The following is a 16,958-nucleotide window of genomic DNA, read 5'->3' as shown; positions in this document are numbered from 1 at the left end:
AGTCAGCAAGCACAGAAAGGGGAGTCCACCGTTGGTCTCATTACGCCGCCATACATCAGACCGCAAGTCTTCACGCGGCAAATTTCCATACATACGAACAGGTCTCGTCCTATTGGTACTATGGCTCATCGCCGTCATGCTCTATCAGACCTACAAACCATTACCAGCAGGCATTTCTTATGAAAGTCCAGAGTACCGTGTGGATCAAGTCGAGTTCCTGCATGATCTCACTTATCCTTCCTCTGACGGACAGATGCAGCACGAACAACAGATCTTCCAGCGCATGATGCAGGTTGTCGAGGAAGCAGAACAGTTTGTCCTGGTCGATATGTTCTTGTTCAATAATTATCAGCATAAGGGACAGAATTTCCCACCTGTAAGTACAGAATTCACCGAAGCGCTGGTCGCCAAAAAAAATCAGCACCCGGACATGGACATTTGGTTCATTACAGATGAAGTAAATACCAACTATAACTCAGCACCCAATCCGTTGCTGGAACAAATGACACAAGCAGGCATTCACGTGGTCATTACCGATGTGGACCCTCTGCGTGATTCAACTCCAGTATACTCTGCGGTCTGGCGGACCTTCTTCCAATGGTTTGGTCAATCCGGAGATGGATGGATCAAAAACCTGATGGCCACGGACGGTCCGGATGTAACAGTACGTTCCTATCTCAAGCTGCTCAATGTGAAGGCCAATCATCGCAAAGTTGTTGTTAGTGAGAAGAAGGCCATTGTCTCTTCTGGTAATATTCATGATGCGAGTGCCTACCACTCGAACATTGCCTTTGAAGTAACAGGTCCAATCATTGGGGATATCCTTCAGTCAGAGCAAGCTGTACTGGATATCTCAGGCGGAGGCCAGGTTCCGACATACACGGCCCCTTCCACGGATTCAAACACGGGAGACTTACGCATTCGCTATTTAACTGAAGGCAAAGTGAATGACGCTGTACTCCATGAGATCAACCAAGCAGGCAAAGGTGACACCTTATGGATGGGCATGTTCTATGTGGCCTCTCCGAAAGTGTTGGAAGCCCTGCTGGAAGCCTCAAAACGAGGAACCGAGATCCGACTTGTACTTGATCCGAATGAAAATGCCTTTGGTCAGGAAAAGATCGGCATTCCGAACCGTCCTGTCGCCGCCGAATTGCATGATAAATCCGACGGTAAAATTCAGATCCGCTGGTATAACACCACCAAGGAGCAGTATCATACCAAGATGATTTATATTGCCAAAGCAACCGGGGATCATATTGTCCTTGGCGGTTCAACCAACTTCACACCCCGAAACATGAATGACTACAATCTGGAGAATGATCTATGGGTTGCTGCACCTCCAGACAATAAGTTCACGCTTGATATCGCGAATTATTTTGAACGGATTTGGAATAATAATGATGCCGAGTTCACGTTAGACCTGGATGAGTTTCAGGAGAAGACCACGTTTTTGAAAGGTGTCCTATATAAGCTGCAACTGATTCTGGGTCTTACGACCTTTTGATCAGAAACCACATTCATACCTGTTATATCCGCCTGTACTCTACTGTGCAGGCGGATATTTTCATCTTGACAGGCGATGTGAAGTGTGAAAATATAATTACCTAACGACCGTTAGGAAGGTGATCTGATGACTGCACAATCCATTCGGGATGCAGCCCTGTTCCATTTTGCGAGAGATGGCTATGAGGGGGCTTCTCTGAGAGCTATTGCTGATGAAGTCGGGATTAAAAAACCGTCCATATATGCACATTTTAGCTGTAAGGATGACTTATTTTTACACACACTGGCCTTTGCATTTCAAGAAGTGCAGCGGCACACGCTGGAGTATTTCCGTGATCATGCAGACATGCCATTGGAGCACAGGCTGAAGGGTTTGCTGGTCTGGTTTGAACAAGAGTACAATGCCCACGCCTCTGCTCGCTTGATGCTGCGCAATTGTTTCTACCCACCACTTTACCTGTATAGCGAAGTGATGGATCTGGTATATCCGTTTATCGACGGAATGGAACGCGCGCTAACTCGTCTGCTACAACGGGCAATGCGTAATGGAGATATTCCAGCCATTCCCGCGGAACAGGCTGCCATTGCCTTCATGACGTTTCTCGACGGCATTACCGTGGAGATTATCTATGGAAGTTCACGTCGGTACAAGAGACGGTTGGAAGCATCCTGGCCTGTATTTTGGCATGGCATTCATCATTTGAACGAAGAGGCACAAAGCGTTGTGCCGGAAGGAGATTCAACAACATGAACCGCAACTGGTTATATGTATTTATCGGTGGAATTATTGAGATTGTCTGGGTAAGCGGGCTGAAACATGCCTCGAATGCCTGGGAGTGGACTTTGACGGGGATTGCCATCGTGATTAGCTTTGGACTGATCATTGCCGCTTCCAAAAGATTGCCTGTGGGTACGGTGTATGCCGTCTTTACTGGAATTGGTACGGCGGGTACGGTCCTTACGGAAATGGTACTGTTCGGCGAGCCGTTCCGCTTGGCCAAAGTATTGCTCATCGGGCTGCTGCTCTGCGGCGTAATTGGACTGAAGCTGGTTACAGATCAGCAAGAAGCCAAAGGAGGTGCAGTATAATGGCTTGGATGGCAATTGTAGGTGCAGGGATATGTGAAATTTTCGGCGTGATCGGTATTAATGGTGCTTCTACTCGCAAAGGATGGCCTTATATCGTACTGATGCTAGTGTCGTTTGTGTTCAGCTTCTCGCTGTTGTCCTACGCCATGACGTCCATTCCGATGGGCACAGCGTATGCGGTGTGGACAGGAATCGGGACAGTCGGTAGTACGTTAACAGGCATGTTCCTGTTCGGTGAACGGAAAGAAGCGAAGCGTATCCTGTTCATCGCGATGATTTTGGTTGCAGCCGTTGGGCTGAAGCTCATCACGTAACGGAACAACTGAATTACACGCTTATATCTCCGATTGCAGTACCACTTTCCGATCGCTGTATCGTGTAATTCTTAGCTTCCATTATGATATCTATTAAATTTTGTAATACAAAAAAGACGACTTCGATCAGAAAGTCGTCTTTTTTGGGGAATGATATAAATAGGGAACCTCTCTAAACTCTGAAACGTAAGAAAGGATGTCGTAATCATGAGAAAGTTTTTGGCACGGATAGGTTCATATACAGGGTATACCCTCCTGATCGCCATGGCTATCTTCTATCTCATTGCACTTATCGTCATTATTATACTCGCTTTGTACGCCTTCACTGGAGAAAACTAGCTTATCAATATCGTACATACAGACTGCAACTTCTTACTGGTTATACCTACTTTCTTGATTTACCCTCATGTCACTTTACAGATATCCCTTCTTAACCCGCTCACATTTCCCAATTTACTCCCATTTGAATTCCTTCAACCAGATCGTTTATACTTGGTTTGACCTTAAAGTCAATTCAAGAACTCACAAGTTCCCTGATGAGGTGAATGTATCGTTAATGAACCCTATACATGAGATGAATGAGAAGAAAAAGCTCATCATTACTACAGCACTCAAGTTATTCTCATCCAAAGGCAGTGCTGCAACATCCATGCAAGAGATTGCAGAATTATGCGGGATGTCCAAAGGCAGCCTCTACATCATGTTCAAATCCAAAGAGGAATTAGAAGCCAGTACTCTAGAGTATTGCATGTACACACTAATGGACGAGATGACACAGATTGAGCATGAAACCAGCCTTTCCTCGCGAGAACGTCTGCAAAAGCAGATTGAGACACTGCTCATCCATGTATCCGAGCTCAAGGAATTTTTGCGAGTACAGATGCGCAGCATGATGATGGATGATGAACAGCAACGCAAGGAACAATGCCATCCGCTGCAAAGAGATCTGGAGGTCCGCACCTTACATTGGTTTAAGGATAAGCTGGAGGAGCAGTATGGATCAGAGATTGAACCTTATACGATTGACCTTATTTTGCTGACACAGGGGCTGTTCCTCTCCTACGTCAAGATCTGGTTTACGGAGATGCCGTCCCTTACTGTTACCAAAATGGCAACAAATTTACTGCAAATGATGGACTATGCAGCGCACGGATTCCTTAAGCAGCGACCTTTGCCTTTGATTCCTTTGGAAGAATGGCCTGCCTGGATTACCGAACCCCATCCGGATTCCACAGTGATGCGGCATCCTATTCATATTATTAAGCAAATGCAGGATATCGCTGCCTCCGAATTGCCTGCTGGACAACCAAAGAATGATGTACTTGAGACCATTGCCATTCTCAGGCAGGAGATGATGGAATTCACGCCGCGGCGTGCCATTATTCTGGGCATGATGCACAATCTGGAGAACATAACCGCCATTCAACCATTGCACTCCGAGCTTCAGCATATTCTTGATGCCATGTATAGCCGGTTCATCCAAGCTGACTCGTCACACACATAAACAGGAGAAACAGAGAGGAGAAGAAACCATCGTATGAAAGGTATTATTAATTTTTCACTGAACAACAAGTTTGCGATCTGGATTCTGACGATTATCATCTCTTTCGCAGGTTTGTACAGCGGATTGACGATGAAACAAGAGACAATCCCGAACATCAACGTACCGTTTCTGAATGTCACTGCCATTGATCCGGGGGCTGCACCGGAGGGAATTGTTGAAGATGTCACGAAGCCGCTGGAAGTAAAACTACGCAATGTAGATGGCGTGAAGACAGTGACCTCCACCTCCATGGAGAACGCAGCATCGATCACACTCGAATTTGATTATGGAACAGATCTAACCAATGCGACTGCAACTGTTCGTGAGGCACTGAATGAAGTACAACTGCCGGACAGCGTACAGAAGCCGACCATTTCCAAGTTCAGCATTAACTCTTTCCCGGTTGTATCTCTGAGCCTGTCCGATAAAGACGGCGGTGACCTGGAACAATTGACACGACTGGTTGAATCGGATATTCAGCCTGCACTCGAAGATATTGACGGTGTAGCTCAGGTTCAGGTGTCCGGTCAATATGTGAAAGAAGTTCAATTGAAGTTTGACCAAGCCAAAATGGCCGAGCTGGGCCTAACGGAAGATACGGTAAACGGCATCGTTCAAGGTTCATCCATTCGTGTGCCCCTTGGACTGTTCGAACTGGATAAATCCCAGAAGGCCGTCGTCGTAGATGGAAACATCATCGACATCGATGATCTGAAAAACCTCGCCATCCCAGTAGTTCCCGGCGGTGCCGGAGCTTCCGCAGGCAATGGTGCAAGCGCAGCCCCACAAGGCTCTGGAGCACCAACTGGTGAAGCTGGTCAAGGTACCACTCCTGGCTCGGCACAAGGAACAGACCCGGCTGCTGGTCAAGCTGCCGGCGGTAATGCCAGTGTAGTTAGTCCTTCAGGCGCTGCCAACGCGCCTGGCATTCCAACTGTAAAACTAAGTGAAATTGCCAAGATCGAAGTCATCGGTCAAGCGGAATCCATTTCCCGGACAGACGGCAAGGAATCGATCGGTATTTCCGTTGTAAAATCCAACGATGCCAACACGGTTGATGTCGTTAACGCAGTCAAAGATAAAGCGGAAGAATTGCAGACGCAGTTCAAAAACGCAGATTTGACTGTACTGCTTGACCAAGGTAAGCCGATTCAGGACTCGGTGAACACGATGCTGGGCAAAGCCGTATTTGGCGCCTTGTTTGCCATCCTGATCATCCTGCTGTTCCTGCGTAATATTCGTTCAACCATTATCTCCATTATCTCGATCCCGCTCTCCTTGCTGATGGCATTGACTGCGCTCAATATGATGGATATTACCTTGAACATGATGACACTGGGTGCCATGACGGTTGCCATCGGACGGGTTGTCGATGACTCCATCGTTGTTATCGAGAACATCTACCGCAGATTAACACTCAGGGGTGAGAAGCTGAAAGGCCGTGAACTGGTTCGCGAAGCAACGCGCGAAATGTTTGTGCCAATCCTTTCTTCCACCATCGTAACGATTGCAGTATTCCTGCCGCTGGCATTGGTAAGTGGTATGGTAGGCGAGCTATTCCTGCCATTTGCACTGACCATGGTATTCGCCTTGCTGGCATCCCTGATCGTTGCCATTACTATCGTGCCAATGCTTGCGCACACCCTGTTCCGTAAAGGGTTGAAGAACAAGCAAAATCACGAAGAAAAACCAGGCAAGATGGCGGAAGGTTACAAACGCCTGCTGAACTGGACCCTGTCACACAAACTCATCACAGTCAGTATTGCAGTGATCTTGCTGGTCGGCAGTTTGTTCCTGTACCCGTTCATCGGTGCAAGCTTCTTGCCAGAACAACAGGATAAATACGTGACTATTACGTACAGCCCACAAACCGGAGCTTTGCGTGAAGATGTCGAAAAAGAAGCACTCGTTGCCGAGAAGTGGTTGCTGGAACAACCAGGTCTGGAGAAAATGCAATATTCCATCGGCGGCACGAACCCACTGAGCAGTATGGGTGGCGGTGGCGGAAACTCGGCTCTCTTCTATATTGAATATAACGAAGATACGAAAGACTTTACCAAAGTGAAGGAACAGCTTGTCGAAGGTCTGAAGAAAGAAGTTACCGTAGGAACCTGGAATGAGCTCGACATGTCCGGCGGTCTGGGTGGCAGTGGCCTGAGCCTATCCATCTATGGCGATAATGTAGAGCAACTCAAACCTGTATCGGACGAAATTCTGAAACTGGTTGAAGCGGATACGGATAATTTTGAAAAAGCAGATACCACACTCGCTGACACCTACGGGCAGTATACGCTCGTGGCAGATCAGGAGAAATTAAGTTCTCTGGGTCTGACTGCAGGCCAACTGGCTATGACGCTGAGCCCGGCACGTGAACGTCCTGTGCTCACGGAAGTCGATATTGATAACAAAACGTATAAAGTATATGTAGAAACAGACAACAAAACATTCAGCAGTATTGATGAAATTGAGGATGAAACCGTTACTTCACCGCTTGGTATAGAAGTACCGATCAAAGATGTTGCCAAAGTGGAAGAAGGTACGTCCCCGAACTCCATCATGCAAATTGATGGTAAGGTTGTCGTGCAAGTTACAGCCAACATCTTGGCTTCGGATGTAACGAAAGCTTCGAGTAACTTACAGGCTGAGATCGACAAACTGGATCTGCCTGATGGCGTTGAAGTGAAGTTCGGCGGTACAACCGAACAGATTAACGATACATTCACTCAACTGGGTCTCGCCATGCTGGCAGCCATCGCCATTGTATACTTCGTGCTCGTTGTTACATTCGGCGGCGGATTGGCACCATTCGCAATCCTGTTCTCCCTGCCATTTACGGTTATCGGTATTATGGTAGGTCTGTTCATCGCTGGTGGTACGCTTGACGTCTCCGCCATGATGGGTGGACTGATGCTCATCGGAATCGTGGTCACCAACGCTATCGTATTGATCGACCGTGTTATTCACAAGGAAAAAGAGGGTATGCCTACCCGGGAAGCCTTGCTGGAAGCCGGTGCAACACGTCTGCGTCCAATTCTGATGACCGCTCTCGCGACCATCGGTGCCCTGTTGCCACTGGTAACGGGTCTCGAAGAGAGTGCCGGTATCATCTCGAAAGGACTCGGAATCACTGTAATCGGCGGTCTGATCAGCTCCACGCTGCTCACACTGGTTATCGTACCGATTGTATATGAGTTCCTGATGAAATTTAAAAAGAAAAGAATCGAAGATTAAGAAGTAGAGAGTCGTTCTCATCTAACGATTCAAGAACAACTTAATACAAACTGTATGCTTTAACCTCTCGTCCCTTAGCGCATATTGGAATAATTAAATTCCGATGTGATGCTAAGGGGCTTTTTCATGTAAATTCACACGAGACATAGGCTGACATATAAATACTGCATTTTAATCAAAATCACAAAAAGAATAGATCCGTTTGTCATTTGAAACAAATGAACGTGAGATTTTAGCCCATCTGATGTAAATCAACTTATAATATGGATTAATTATGTAAGTTGACGGATTCCAGACTTCAGATAGATCACATGTGATTGGGGAAGGATGGTGGTTGTGTGGGGGAGACAATACTTCATATTCAGATCAGAGACATGCTAAAACGTCCCGTATTTCGCAAGGCTGAAGTTCTGGCCAGTGATCGCGCGCTGGAGAGGTATGTTCGCTGGGTTCATATCATGGAGGTTCCTGAGGTAGGGGACTTGCTCAATGGCGGGGAATTGGTACTTACGACAGGCATTGGCTGGCAGAAAGGTGAACAGCACGGCCTGTCTTTTTTGCGTCAGTTAATTGCACGTGGGGCTGCTGGACTCTGTATGGAACTGGGGGATCACACGAAATCACAGCTCGGTGCGATGAAAGAAATTGCAGTCGCCGCGGATTTTCCGCTGATCTGGTTCCACGAACAAGTCCGTTATATTGATATTACGCAAGACTTGCATTTCACCTTGATTCGCAGTCATCAGCGGATGATTGCCGAACTCGATAGTCTCACCACCTCCTTTAACCAACTTCTCCTGAATGGAGATGGCGTACAACCTCTGCTTCGATTATTGTCACGCACAACCGGATGTGCCGTGGCGTTATATCCACTTGAAGGGGAAGCAAGTGCCGTTCCCTACTGCCCTCCAGAGGAGTTGGAGACTCGTCGGCAGGATTGGTTTTTGCAGCGGGAACATTTGGCGGGGGAGGTTATTACAGCGTTAAAAGCATACACGGAGAGCGCATTGGATGTGATCAGCATGCCTGTTCAGGCGTTGGACTACACCTTTGCCGACCTTGTGCTGATGCATCAAAAGCTGCCGAATCACGAGTCAAGCATACCGATCAAACCTTCGGATGAATTCATCATTCAAGCACTGGAACGTTGCGCAGCCGCGATTGCCCAGGACTGGATGCGAACCAAGTACATGGAAGAGAAACGTCGGTACAAAGAAGATATGTGGGTCATTGACTGGCTTAACGGACACCACTCCACGAAGGAAATTCATGAATATGTATCTGCCGTTAATCCCCTTCTCGCAACGAGCAAAGCCACCATTATCTTATTCGACAGCAACCCCACATACACAGACAGCCTCAGACTTCAGAAATTATTGATCCAACGCAACATCGTCGCCCGTTCCGTGTTCACTCGGGAGAACTTCACCCTCTACAGTACCGTTCTGAACCACCAGATCATTCTTATCATACTCGACCCACTGCCTGGATCTCAGCGCAAAAGCAGTCTATGGCGCTGCATCGAACAGCTGCAGCAGCACGAGCAGGAACAGACCCACCGCCTCTTCTCAGGCCTTTTCGGTATCGGTCATAGCTGTGCGGACCTCTCCCGTCTTAAGGACAGCCTGGATTCCGCGAAGGAGACACTTCGAATTCAGAAGGACATCGGCGAGATGCAGCAGCCCTTTTACAGCAACCTTCATTGTTATCGCATCATTGCCAGCATGAAACAAAGCGGTAATCTGGATGATTTTATCGAAGAATACCTGCGGCCGCTCATTCGTTACGATGTGGAGAAAGGAGGTCAGCTGCTGCGCACCCTCAAGCAATATTTGGTCCTGTGCTGCTCCAAGCAAGAGACGGCCACCGCTCTATACATCGTTAGACAGACGCTTTATCATCGTTTGGACAAAATCGAAGCCCTTCTGGGAGAAGACTACATCCTCCCTGAGAAAAGGGTTGCAATCGAACTTGCCATCTACGCCTATGAATATGTTCATGGTCCAATCGCATGAAGAGCTGGGCATGGTCTAAGCGCCCCGCTGCTCCTGAAGCTGACGAATCAGGATGTGACTGAACCACTTCCGCCCAGACGCCGTGCCCACGTATTGCTCTTGTTTCTCTTCGGGAAGATCCGGGTGCCCCCATATGACGTGAGCACCCTCCAGATGTTCCCGTACCGCATAGATCCGATAACCTTGTGCAACCATTCGCTCTATGGCAATCCTCTCCGCTTCGAACACATCATGATCCGACATCAGCTTCTCCCTCCATTCACTGCCGTCACAGGCTGTTTCATTGGTATGGGTGCGCCTGCATCATACTTGTTGCGCTTCACATATTGGCCTGACCCTGCTGTTCCAGCATACTGCCGATCTCGAATGACATACTCCCCGCGGCACAACACCGTCACCGGACACCCCTGTACCTGCATACCTTCAAATGCGCTGTAATCCACGTTCATATGATGCGTATCTGCCGAAATCACCCTGTTTACAGATGGGTCAAAAATAACAATATCCGCATCTGTCCCTACAGCCAGAGTCCCTTTCTGCGGAAATAATCCAAATAACTTGCTCACTCTTGTCGAACATAGATCGACCCATTGATTGAGCGTAATCCGCCCCTTGACTACACCTTCGGAATACAGAATGCTGAGACGATCTTCGATGACAGGCCCCCCGTTCGGAATTTTGCTGAAATCATCCTTGCCCAGGTCCTTCTGCCCTTTGAAATTAAATGAGCAATGATCAGAGCCAATCGTCTGCAACTGACCACTTTTTAATGCATTCCACAACACGTCCTGATGAGCCGCTTCCCGGAGCGGTGGGGACCAAACATACTTTGCACCCTCGAAGTTTGGCTGATCCATAATCGACTGATCCAGCGTCAAATACTGAGGACAGGTCTCCCCCCAGATTCGGTATCCCATTTCACGCATACGTGCGATCTGCTCTACAGCCTCCGCGCAGGTCACATGCACCACATAAAGCTGTGAATCCGCAAGTGCAGCCAAACGAGCTGCCCGGCCTGTCGCTTCTCCCTCCAGCATGGATGGACGAGTCAACGCATGATGAATGGGCTCCGTGCGCCCTTCGGCGAGCGCCTGTCGAACCAGCAGGTCAATAACATCCCCGTTCTCGGCATGAACCATGACGAGTGCGCCGTATTCTTTCGCCTTCTGCAACGTCTGGAAGAGAATCCCATCATCGGCCTGAAACTGGTTTTTATACGCCATGAACACCTTGAAGGATGACACACCCTCTTCTTCAATGATCTGCGGCAGCTCTTCCAGCACCTGATCATTCATCTCGCCGATCATGAGATGGAAACCGTAGTCGATGGCGGCTTTACCCTCGGCTTTGGCATGCCATTCCTGGAGAGATTCGATTAATGGACGGCCTTTTTGTGTCAGACAGAAATCAATGATCGTCGTTGTACCGCCAAAGGCTGCTGCTGTCGTTCCCGTCGCAAAATCATCCGCCGTTACCGTTCCACCAAATGGCATATCCAGATGGGTATGTGGATCAATCCCGCCCGGAATGACGTAGCAGCCGGAAGCATCCACGACTTCCGTTCGTTCGTCCGGTATAAGCCCAATGCCAATCTGCGTGATTTTACCCTTTTCGATCAAAATATCTGCTTCAAAGGTATCTGACGCTGTCACCAAAACACCGTTACGAATCAATTTGCGGGTACTCATGATATCGCCTCCTTGGTTGATTGATCTCTAACCGATTGCAGCATCGCAATTGCAGACTGACGTTCATTCCAGGTTACAGGTTCCTGCTCTGGCACAAGTTCAACCATCTCAATCGCCCCATCCACCGGGCAAACGATCGAACACAGATTACAGCCAACACAGTCCTCTTCCACCACTTCCAGATAGGAGCCGGACGGGTCGGTCAACATATCAATACATTGATGCGAGGTGTCCTCACAAGCAATATGGCATTTGTTGCAATTGATGCAGACATCGCGGTTGATGCGAGCGACCACTTTGTAGTTCAGATCCAGATTGCCCCAATCCGAATAACGCGGAACGGTCTGACCTACCAGTTCTGCAACGCTGCTAAGACCCTTTTCATCGAGATAATCATTCAGCCCATCAATCATGTCCTCCACAATGCGGAATCCATGATGCATGGCTGCGGTACATACCTGAACCCCTGTAGCGCCCATGAGCAGAAACTCTGCGGTATCACGCCAGTCGGATATGCCACCAATCCCTGAGATCGGTACACCAACTTCAGGATTACGGGCACACTCAGCAACCATGTTCAGTGCGATGGGCTTCACCGCTGGGCCACAGTATCCGCCGTGTGCTCCTTTGCCACCCACATGGGGAACGGTATTCCACGAATCCAAATCCACACCAGCTAGAGAGTTAATCGTATTGATCAGGGAGATCGCATCCGCACCACCTCGTACAGCTGCCCGGGCTGTCGCAGTAATATCCGTGATATTCGGCGTGAGCTTTACGATCACCGGTGTGGTCGCTACTTCCTTCACCCACATCGTCTGTAGTTCAACCAGGTCAGGTTGCTGACCGGATGCTGCTCCCATGCCACGTTCGGCCATGCCATGCGGGCAGCCAAAGTTCAGCTCCAGGCCATCGACGCCGACGGCCTCCACCTTTTTGACAATCTCATGCCACTTCTCTCGCGTAGGTTCCACCATGAGTGAAGCGACAACCGCACGATCCGGGAATCGCTTCTTGGTCTCGGCAATCTCCCGCAGATTCACTTCCAGCGGACGATCGGATATCAATTCAATATTGTTAAACCCCGCCACCCGTTGTCCGCCAAAATGTACTGCCGCGAAACGGGAGGAGGTATTGATAATGGGCTCACCCAGCGTCTTCCACACCGCGCCACCCCAGCCCGCTTCGAACGCACGCTGAACCTGATACCCCGTATTGGTCGGTGGTGCAGAAGCCAGCCAGAATGGATTGGGTGATCGAATACCTGCCAGATTAATGGATAAGTCAGCCATAACGATCCCTCCTTGGTGTTGTTTGAACTTACTATATAAGTTGAACTAAAGATTATTTACACTGACACTACGATGACAGAATAACCTTCCAATCGCTGTTATCCCCAGATTTTTTTGATTCCCTTTTCCGAAAGGGAAAATCCGGGGATAAAGGCGAACGCTTTGCTTTTTCAGGTTTTTTCTGTCCTCTCCGTTATCGTGTAAATGATTAGTTCAACTTATATAGTTACACTGAAATATTTGGTCATGCTCAGGACTTCTGCGTAGTAATGGTGTTTCTGGATAACACCTAAATTCTAACGAACCGTACAGCTCTTATTGGACTCATTTGGGGCAATTTCAAAATCTAACGAATCGTAGAAAGCTTATTGGGCTGTAATAGCTCATTTCGGCTTTATTTCGATGGTTTTTTATTAAAATAAGACGTGTGAGATTCGTTAGATTTTTCAACTCTCCATAATTGCCACTATAAGGTGTGTAGGGTTCGTTAGCGCGTCAGGGACACCGCACCAGACCTCTCGCTCAGATCTACACCTTCAACACTCTAGCAGTCCCTTGCGCCCTCCCACCCGCGCCTCTCCTTCCACGCTTTCCGTGCACTCTCCACTTTTCTTTGTCTCCCTCACAACTCACGCCGTCTCTTCCACCTGTCCAGGCAATGCCTTCATGATTGCGGCGGCGGCCAGCTTACCCTGCTGTGCAGCCGAGACAACCATCGCCTCACCCTGGCCCTGACCAAAAATCACATCTCCTGCCGCATAGATCTGAGGTTGTGAGGTACGATACGTATGCGGCTCGATCTCGACGACGCCCCAGTGGTGACGCAGCCCAAATGCTTCGATTAATGGTAGTAGCCGATGCTGCCCAATCGCCCGGATGACGGTATCACATTCAATCATGAACTCCGATCCCTCCACGGGCACAGGCAACGCGCGCCCACCACCAGGCGGGGTAATCAACTCCATTTTCACACATTCCACAGCCTGAACCCGACCGTTCTCGTCTCCAATGATACGCTGCGGCATCGTAAACCAGCGGAACTCCACACCCTCCTGCTTGGCAAACGTATATTCAAACGCATACGCCGTCATCTGGCTTTCCCCGCGTCGATATAACATCTGCACCCGTTCGGCACCAAGCCGTACCGAACAGGTTGCTGCATCTACCGCCGTATTACCCGCGCCAATAACGGCGACCTTCAGACCATTTAACGCAGGCGGAACACCCTGCTTGGTAGACTCCACCAGTTCAATCGCATCATAGACACCTTCGAGTGTCTCCCCTTCAATGCCCAGCATAGGTACTGAACCCATGCCACAGGCTAGAATGACCACTTCATGTTGCTCCAGCAACTGCGAAGCAGGGATATCTACACCAATGCGCACTCCATAACGGATCTGCACACCAAGCGCTTCCACCTGCTCCACTTCCCACAGGGCAACCGATTCGGGCAAACGGAAAGATACGATGCCATACGTATTCAGCCCGCCGCCTTTGGGTTTGGCTTCATAGATCGTCACCTCATACCCTGCGCGCCCCAGTTCACGTGCCGCCGACAATCCCGCAGGCCCTGCTCCCACAACTGCGACGGTTCTCCCATTGGCGTGCGCTGCCTGGAATAACGGCTCATTCTTCGCCCGTGCCCAATCGGTGGCATAACGCTGCAAGTCACCAATTCGAATCGGCTTCGACGATTCGTTAAGCACACATGCGCCTTCACACAGTTCCTCTGTGGGACAGACACGTGCGCAGCTGGCTCCAACCGGATTCGCATCCATGATGGTGCGGGCCGAACCTTTCAGGTGCCCTGTGGATATTTTGCTAATAAAAGAAGGGATGTTGATGTCGGTTGGACAGGCCTTGATACAAGGTGCATCGTAACAGTATAGACAGCGGTTTGATTCCTCCATCGCTTCCTTGCCTGTCATGGCGGGTTTCATCTCGGCAAACCGACTCTCCCACCCATAATCGGATAACGTTGTTCCTGAGCTGTTCATCAATGTCATGCACCTCCTGAAGTTTGATCCGGGCTAGTTTCCAGCTACTTTTACAGACTAACCAGATGTTCGTACGTTTCCGGCCTGCGATCGCGATAGAACTGCCACACATTACGCACCTCACGAATCATCTCCGTATCCATCTCGCCAATAACGACCTCATCCTGATCCCGACTGCCGATCGCTACCATCCTGCCTCGCGGGTCGACCAGGTACGACTGTCCATAAAATTCACCCATATTCCATGGCGCTTCCACACCAACTCGGTTGATGGCCGCTACATAATACCCATTAGCTACCGCGTGAGCAGGCTGTTCCAGTTTCCACAGATATTCCGATGTACCCGCAACCGTAGCGGACGGATTGAACACAATCTCTGCCCCCGCCAGTCCAAGCAATCGAGCCCCTTCCGGAAAATGACGATCATAACAGATGTACACGCCGACTCTGGCGTAGGCCGTATCAAATACCGGGAACCCGAGGTTACCTGGTTTGAAATAATACTTTTCCCAAAACCCATTCGTACCCTCACCTGCTTCCACATGCGGGATATGATGTTTGCGGTATTTGCCCAGATACGTACCATCTGCATCTATGACAGCTGCCGTATTGTAATACGAAGCAATGCCCTCCACCTCGTACACGGGTAAAATAATCACCACCGCAAGCTCCTTTGCCAGCTCCTGAAAACGTCTGGTCGTCGGTCCTTCCGGTACCGGTTCAGCGGATGCATACCATTTGGGACTTTGCTCTGTACAAAAGTACGGTCCATAGAATACTTCCTGCAATCCGATGATCTTGGCCCCTCTTGCAGCAGCTTCACGAACCAGCGCAATGTGCTTCTGAACCGCAGCTTCTTTGTGCACCTCAACGGGAGCCGAACCTTCAATCTCATGAGAAGCCTGGATTAGTCCGATGCTGATTTTGCCCATAACGTCACAACGCCTCCTCTGGTAAAATGGTTACTGGGTTCACTCCACTGCACATCCTCCGAATGGTGCGATACAACACTTCCGTGCCGAGTCCAATATCCTCCGGGGAGGAATATTCGCTGGGATGATGACTGATACCGTCCTTGCTACGGACAAAGATCATGCCATAATCACACACAAGCGAAAGGGCCAATGCATCATGGAACGGACCACTCATCAGTTCTGGCAAAGTAATCCCGATCTCTTCCGCGGATGTACGAATCACCGACATGATTGGCTCTGCACAATACCGCGGCTCACTATTCGTATCCTCTGTCAGCGAGTAAGTTAGACCATATCGGGAACTCACGTCATCCAACATGTTCATCAATCGGGCTTCAAGCCGGTTTCTGCGCTCCATCTCCATGTCTCGCAAGTCCACCGTGAAGCTGACTTCCTCCGGGATGATGTTACGCGAGTCTGGAAACACCCTCAGACTTCCCACCGTACCTACGGTTGGAGCTTCCGGGTCTTCTCTCACCATGTCGTCAAAAGCCGCAATGACTTTGGCGCTGCCTACCAAAGCATCATGCCGCATCCCCATCGGAACAGAGCCGGCATGACCGGCCATGCCTTTCATCGTCACCGTAAGCCACAGCGGGCCCGAGATACCCGTCACCAGACCTACTGGTGCATTCAGCGCTTCCAGCACCGGCCCCTGCTCAATGTGCAGCTCCAGATAACTGCCTATGGAACCTGGCGGATAGATCGCTTCTTCAAAATCCGAAGGAGAACAGCCGAAGGCTTCCAGCGCCTCCCGGCGAGTCACTCCGTTTTTATCCTGCCGCTCCAGTTCGCCCTCTTCCAACTGACCGGTTATGCCACGCGAGCCGAACAGGCCTTTGTTAAAACGGGAACCCTCTTCATCGCAAAAGGCAACTACCTCAATCGGCATAAGAGGCTGAATGCCATTTTCAATCAGGCATTGCACGGCTTCGAGTGCGCCGAGCACACCAATTGCTCCATCATAGCGACCGCCATACGGCTGAGAGTCGATGTGGGAACCAATCATGAGGATCGGCAGGCCCTGATCCGCACCTTCCAGACGACCTATCAGATTGCCGAAGGCATCAAGTCGCGTCGTCAGACCGGCCTTTTCCATCCAGAGACGAACCTGTATGATGCCGTCCATATCTTCCGGGGTCAGGGCAAGTCGGCAGACACCCGTTTCCGCGATTCGGCCAATCTGTGACAACTGCTCAATTCGCTCATTCAAGCGAAGCTGATTAATGAGTCTGCCTGTCGTGGTCTGCATCCTCCCTCACCTCCTTGCGCTTATTTATCGCGTTATGATGTGGAAATCTCCATTTTG

The 16,958-nt window shown here is 49.6% G+C and carries 14 protein-coding genes; 8 read left to right on the top strand and 6 right to left on the bottom strand.

The annotated features are described in order from the left end of the window. The first annotated feature begins 31 nt into the window (after positions 1–31). The 8 genes from PAHA3_RS22750 to PAHA3_RS22720 all read left to right on the top strand — a co-directional run bounded on the left by PAHA3_RS22750 (position 32) and on the right by PAHA3_RS22720 (position 9,698). Entirely contained in the window at positions 32–1,507 is a 1,476-nt protein-coding gene (locus PAHA3_RS22750; RefSeq protein WP_062836935.1) for a phospholipase D family protein, read from the top strand. Positions 1,508–1,633: 126 nt separating this feature from the next. After that, entirely contained in the window at positions 1,634–2,257 is a 624-nt protein-coding gene (locus tag PAHA3_RS22745) for a TetR/AcrR family transcriptional regulator (protein WP_062836934.1), read from the top strand. Further along, the gene (locus PAHA3_RS22740) at positions 2,254–2,595 is read left to right on the top strand and encodes a DMT family transporter (protein WP_017691902.1); all 342 of its coding nucleotides are present in this window, start codon (positions 2,254–2,256) and stop codon (positions 2,593–2,595) included. Before PAHA3_RS22745 ends, PAHA3_RS22740 begins: the two co-directional genes overlap by 4 nt. Next, positions 2,595–2,909, top strand: a complete 315-nt coding sequence (locus PAHA3_RS22735) for a DMT family transporter (RefSeq protein WP_062836933.1) — start codon at positions 2,595–2,597, stop codon at positions 2,907–2,909. The genes PAHA3_RS22740 and PAHA3_RS22735 overlap by 1 nt, the downstream gene beginning before the upstream one ends. A gap of 207 nt (positions 2,910–3,116) precedes the next feature. Next, a complete protein-coding gene (locus PAHA3_RS31115; protein WP_268801827.1) occupies positions 3,117–3,248 on the top strand; it encodes a hypothetical protein in 132 nt (43 codons plus the stop codon). Between the two features lie 217 nt (positions 3,249–3,465). Next, positions 3,466–4,413, top strand: coding sequence for a TetR/AcrR family transcriptional regulator (locus tag PAHA3_RS22730; protein ID WP_062836932.1), 948 nt, complete (start codon positions 3,466–3,468; stop codon positions 4,411–4,413). Between the two features lie 33 nt (positions 4,414–4,446). Next, positions 4,447–7,683 (top strand): efflux RND transporter permease subunit, encoded by a 3,237-nt coding sequence (locus PAHA3_RS22725; protein ID WP_062836931.1) that lies wholly within the window; start codon positions 4,447–4,449, stop codon positions 7,681–7,683. Positions 7,684–8,021: 338 nt separating this feature from the next. Further along, positions 8,022–9,698, top strand: a complete 1,677-nt coding sequence (locus tag PAHA3_RS22720) for a PucR family transcriptional regulator (protein WP_062836930.1) — start codon at positions 8,022–8,024, stop codon at positions 9,696–9,698. A 15-nt stretch (positions 9,699–9,713) separates the two neighbouring features. Here PAHA3_RS22720 and PAHA3_RS22715 read toward each other — a convergent pair whose 3' ends face one another. The 6 genes from PAHA3_RS22715 to PAHA3_RS22690 all read right to left on the bottom strand — a co-directional run bounded on the left by PAHA3_RS22715 (position 9,714) and on the right by PAHA3_RS22690 (position 16,901). Next, positions 9,714–9,941, bottom strand: a complete 228-nt coding sequence (locus PAHA3_RS22715; protein WP_062836929.1) for a hypothetical protein — start codon at positions 9,939–9,941, stop codon at positions 9,714–9,716. Then, a complete protein-coding gene (gene hydA / locus PAHA3_RS22710; protein ID WP_062836928.1) occupies positions 9,941–11,386 on the bottom strand; it encodes a dihydropyrimidinase in 1,446 nt (481 codons plus the stop codon). The genes PAHA3_RS22715 and hydA overlap by 1 nt, the downstream gene beginning before the upstream one ends. Next, positions 11,383–12,678, bottom strand: a complete 1,296-nt coding sequence (gene preA / locus PAHA3_RS22705; protein WP_062836927.1) for an NAD-dependent dihydropyrimidine dehydrogenase subunit PreA — start codon at positions 12,676–12,678, stop codon at positions 11,383–11,385. Before preA ends, hydA begins: the two co-directional genes overlap by 4 nt. Positions 12,679–13,307: 629 nt before the next feature. Continuing rightward, the gene (locus PAHA3_RS22700; protein WP_062836926.1) at positions 13,308–14,675 is read right to left on the bottom strand and encodes an NAD(P)-dependent oxidoreductase; all 1,368 of its coding nucleotides are present in this window, start codon (positions 14,673–14,675) and stop codon (positions 13,308–13,310) included. Positions 14,676–14,725: 50 nt separating this feature from the next. Beyond that, positions 14,726–15,607, bottom strand: a complete 882-nt coding sequence (locus PAHA3_RS22695) for a nitrilase-related carbon-nitrogen hydrolase (RefSeq protein ID WP_062836925.1) — start codon at positions 15,605–15,607, stop codon at positions 14,726–14,728. A gap of 4 nt (positions 15,608–15,611) precedes the next feature. Beyond that, positions 15,612–16,901, bottom strand: coding sequence for a M20 family metallo-hydrolase (locus tag PAHA3_RS22690; RefSeq protein WP_062836924.1), 1,290 nt, complete (start codon positions 16,899–16,901; stop codon positions 15,612–15,614). Between the last annotated feature and the right edge of the window lie 57 nt (positions 16,902–16,958).

This window comes from Paenibacillus amylolyticus, from assembly GCF_001570725.1.
Lineage (GTDB): Bacteria > Bacillota > Bacilli > Paenibacillales > Paenibacillaceae > Paenibacillus > Paenibacillus amylolyticus_A.
Note: the sequence above shows the minus strand (reverse complement) of the source record. Positions and strands in the feature narration are given on the sequence as shown.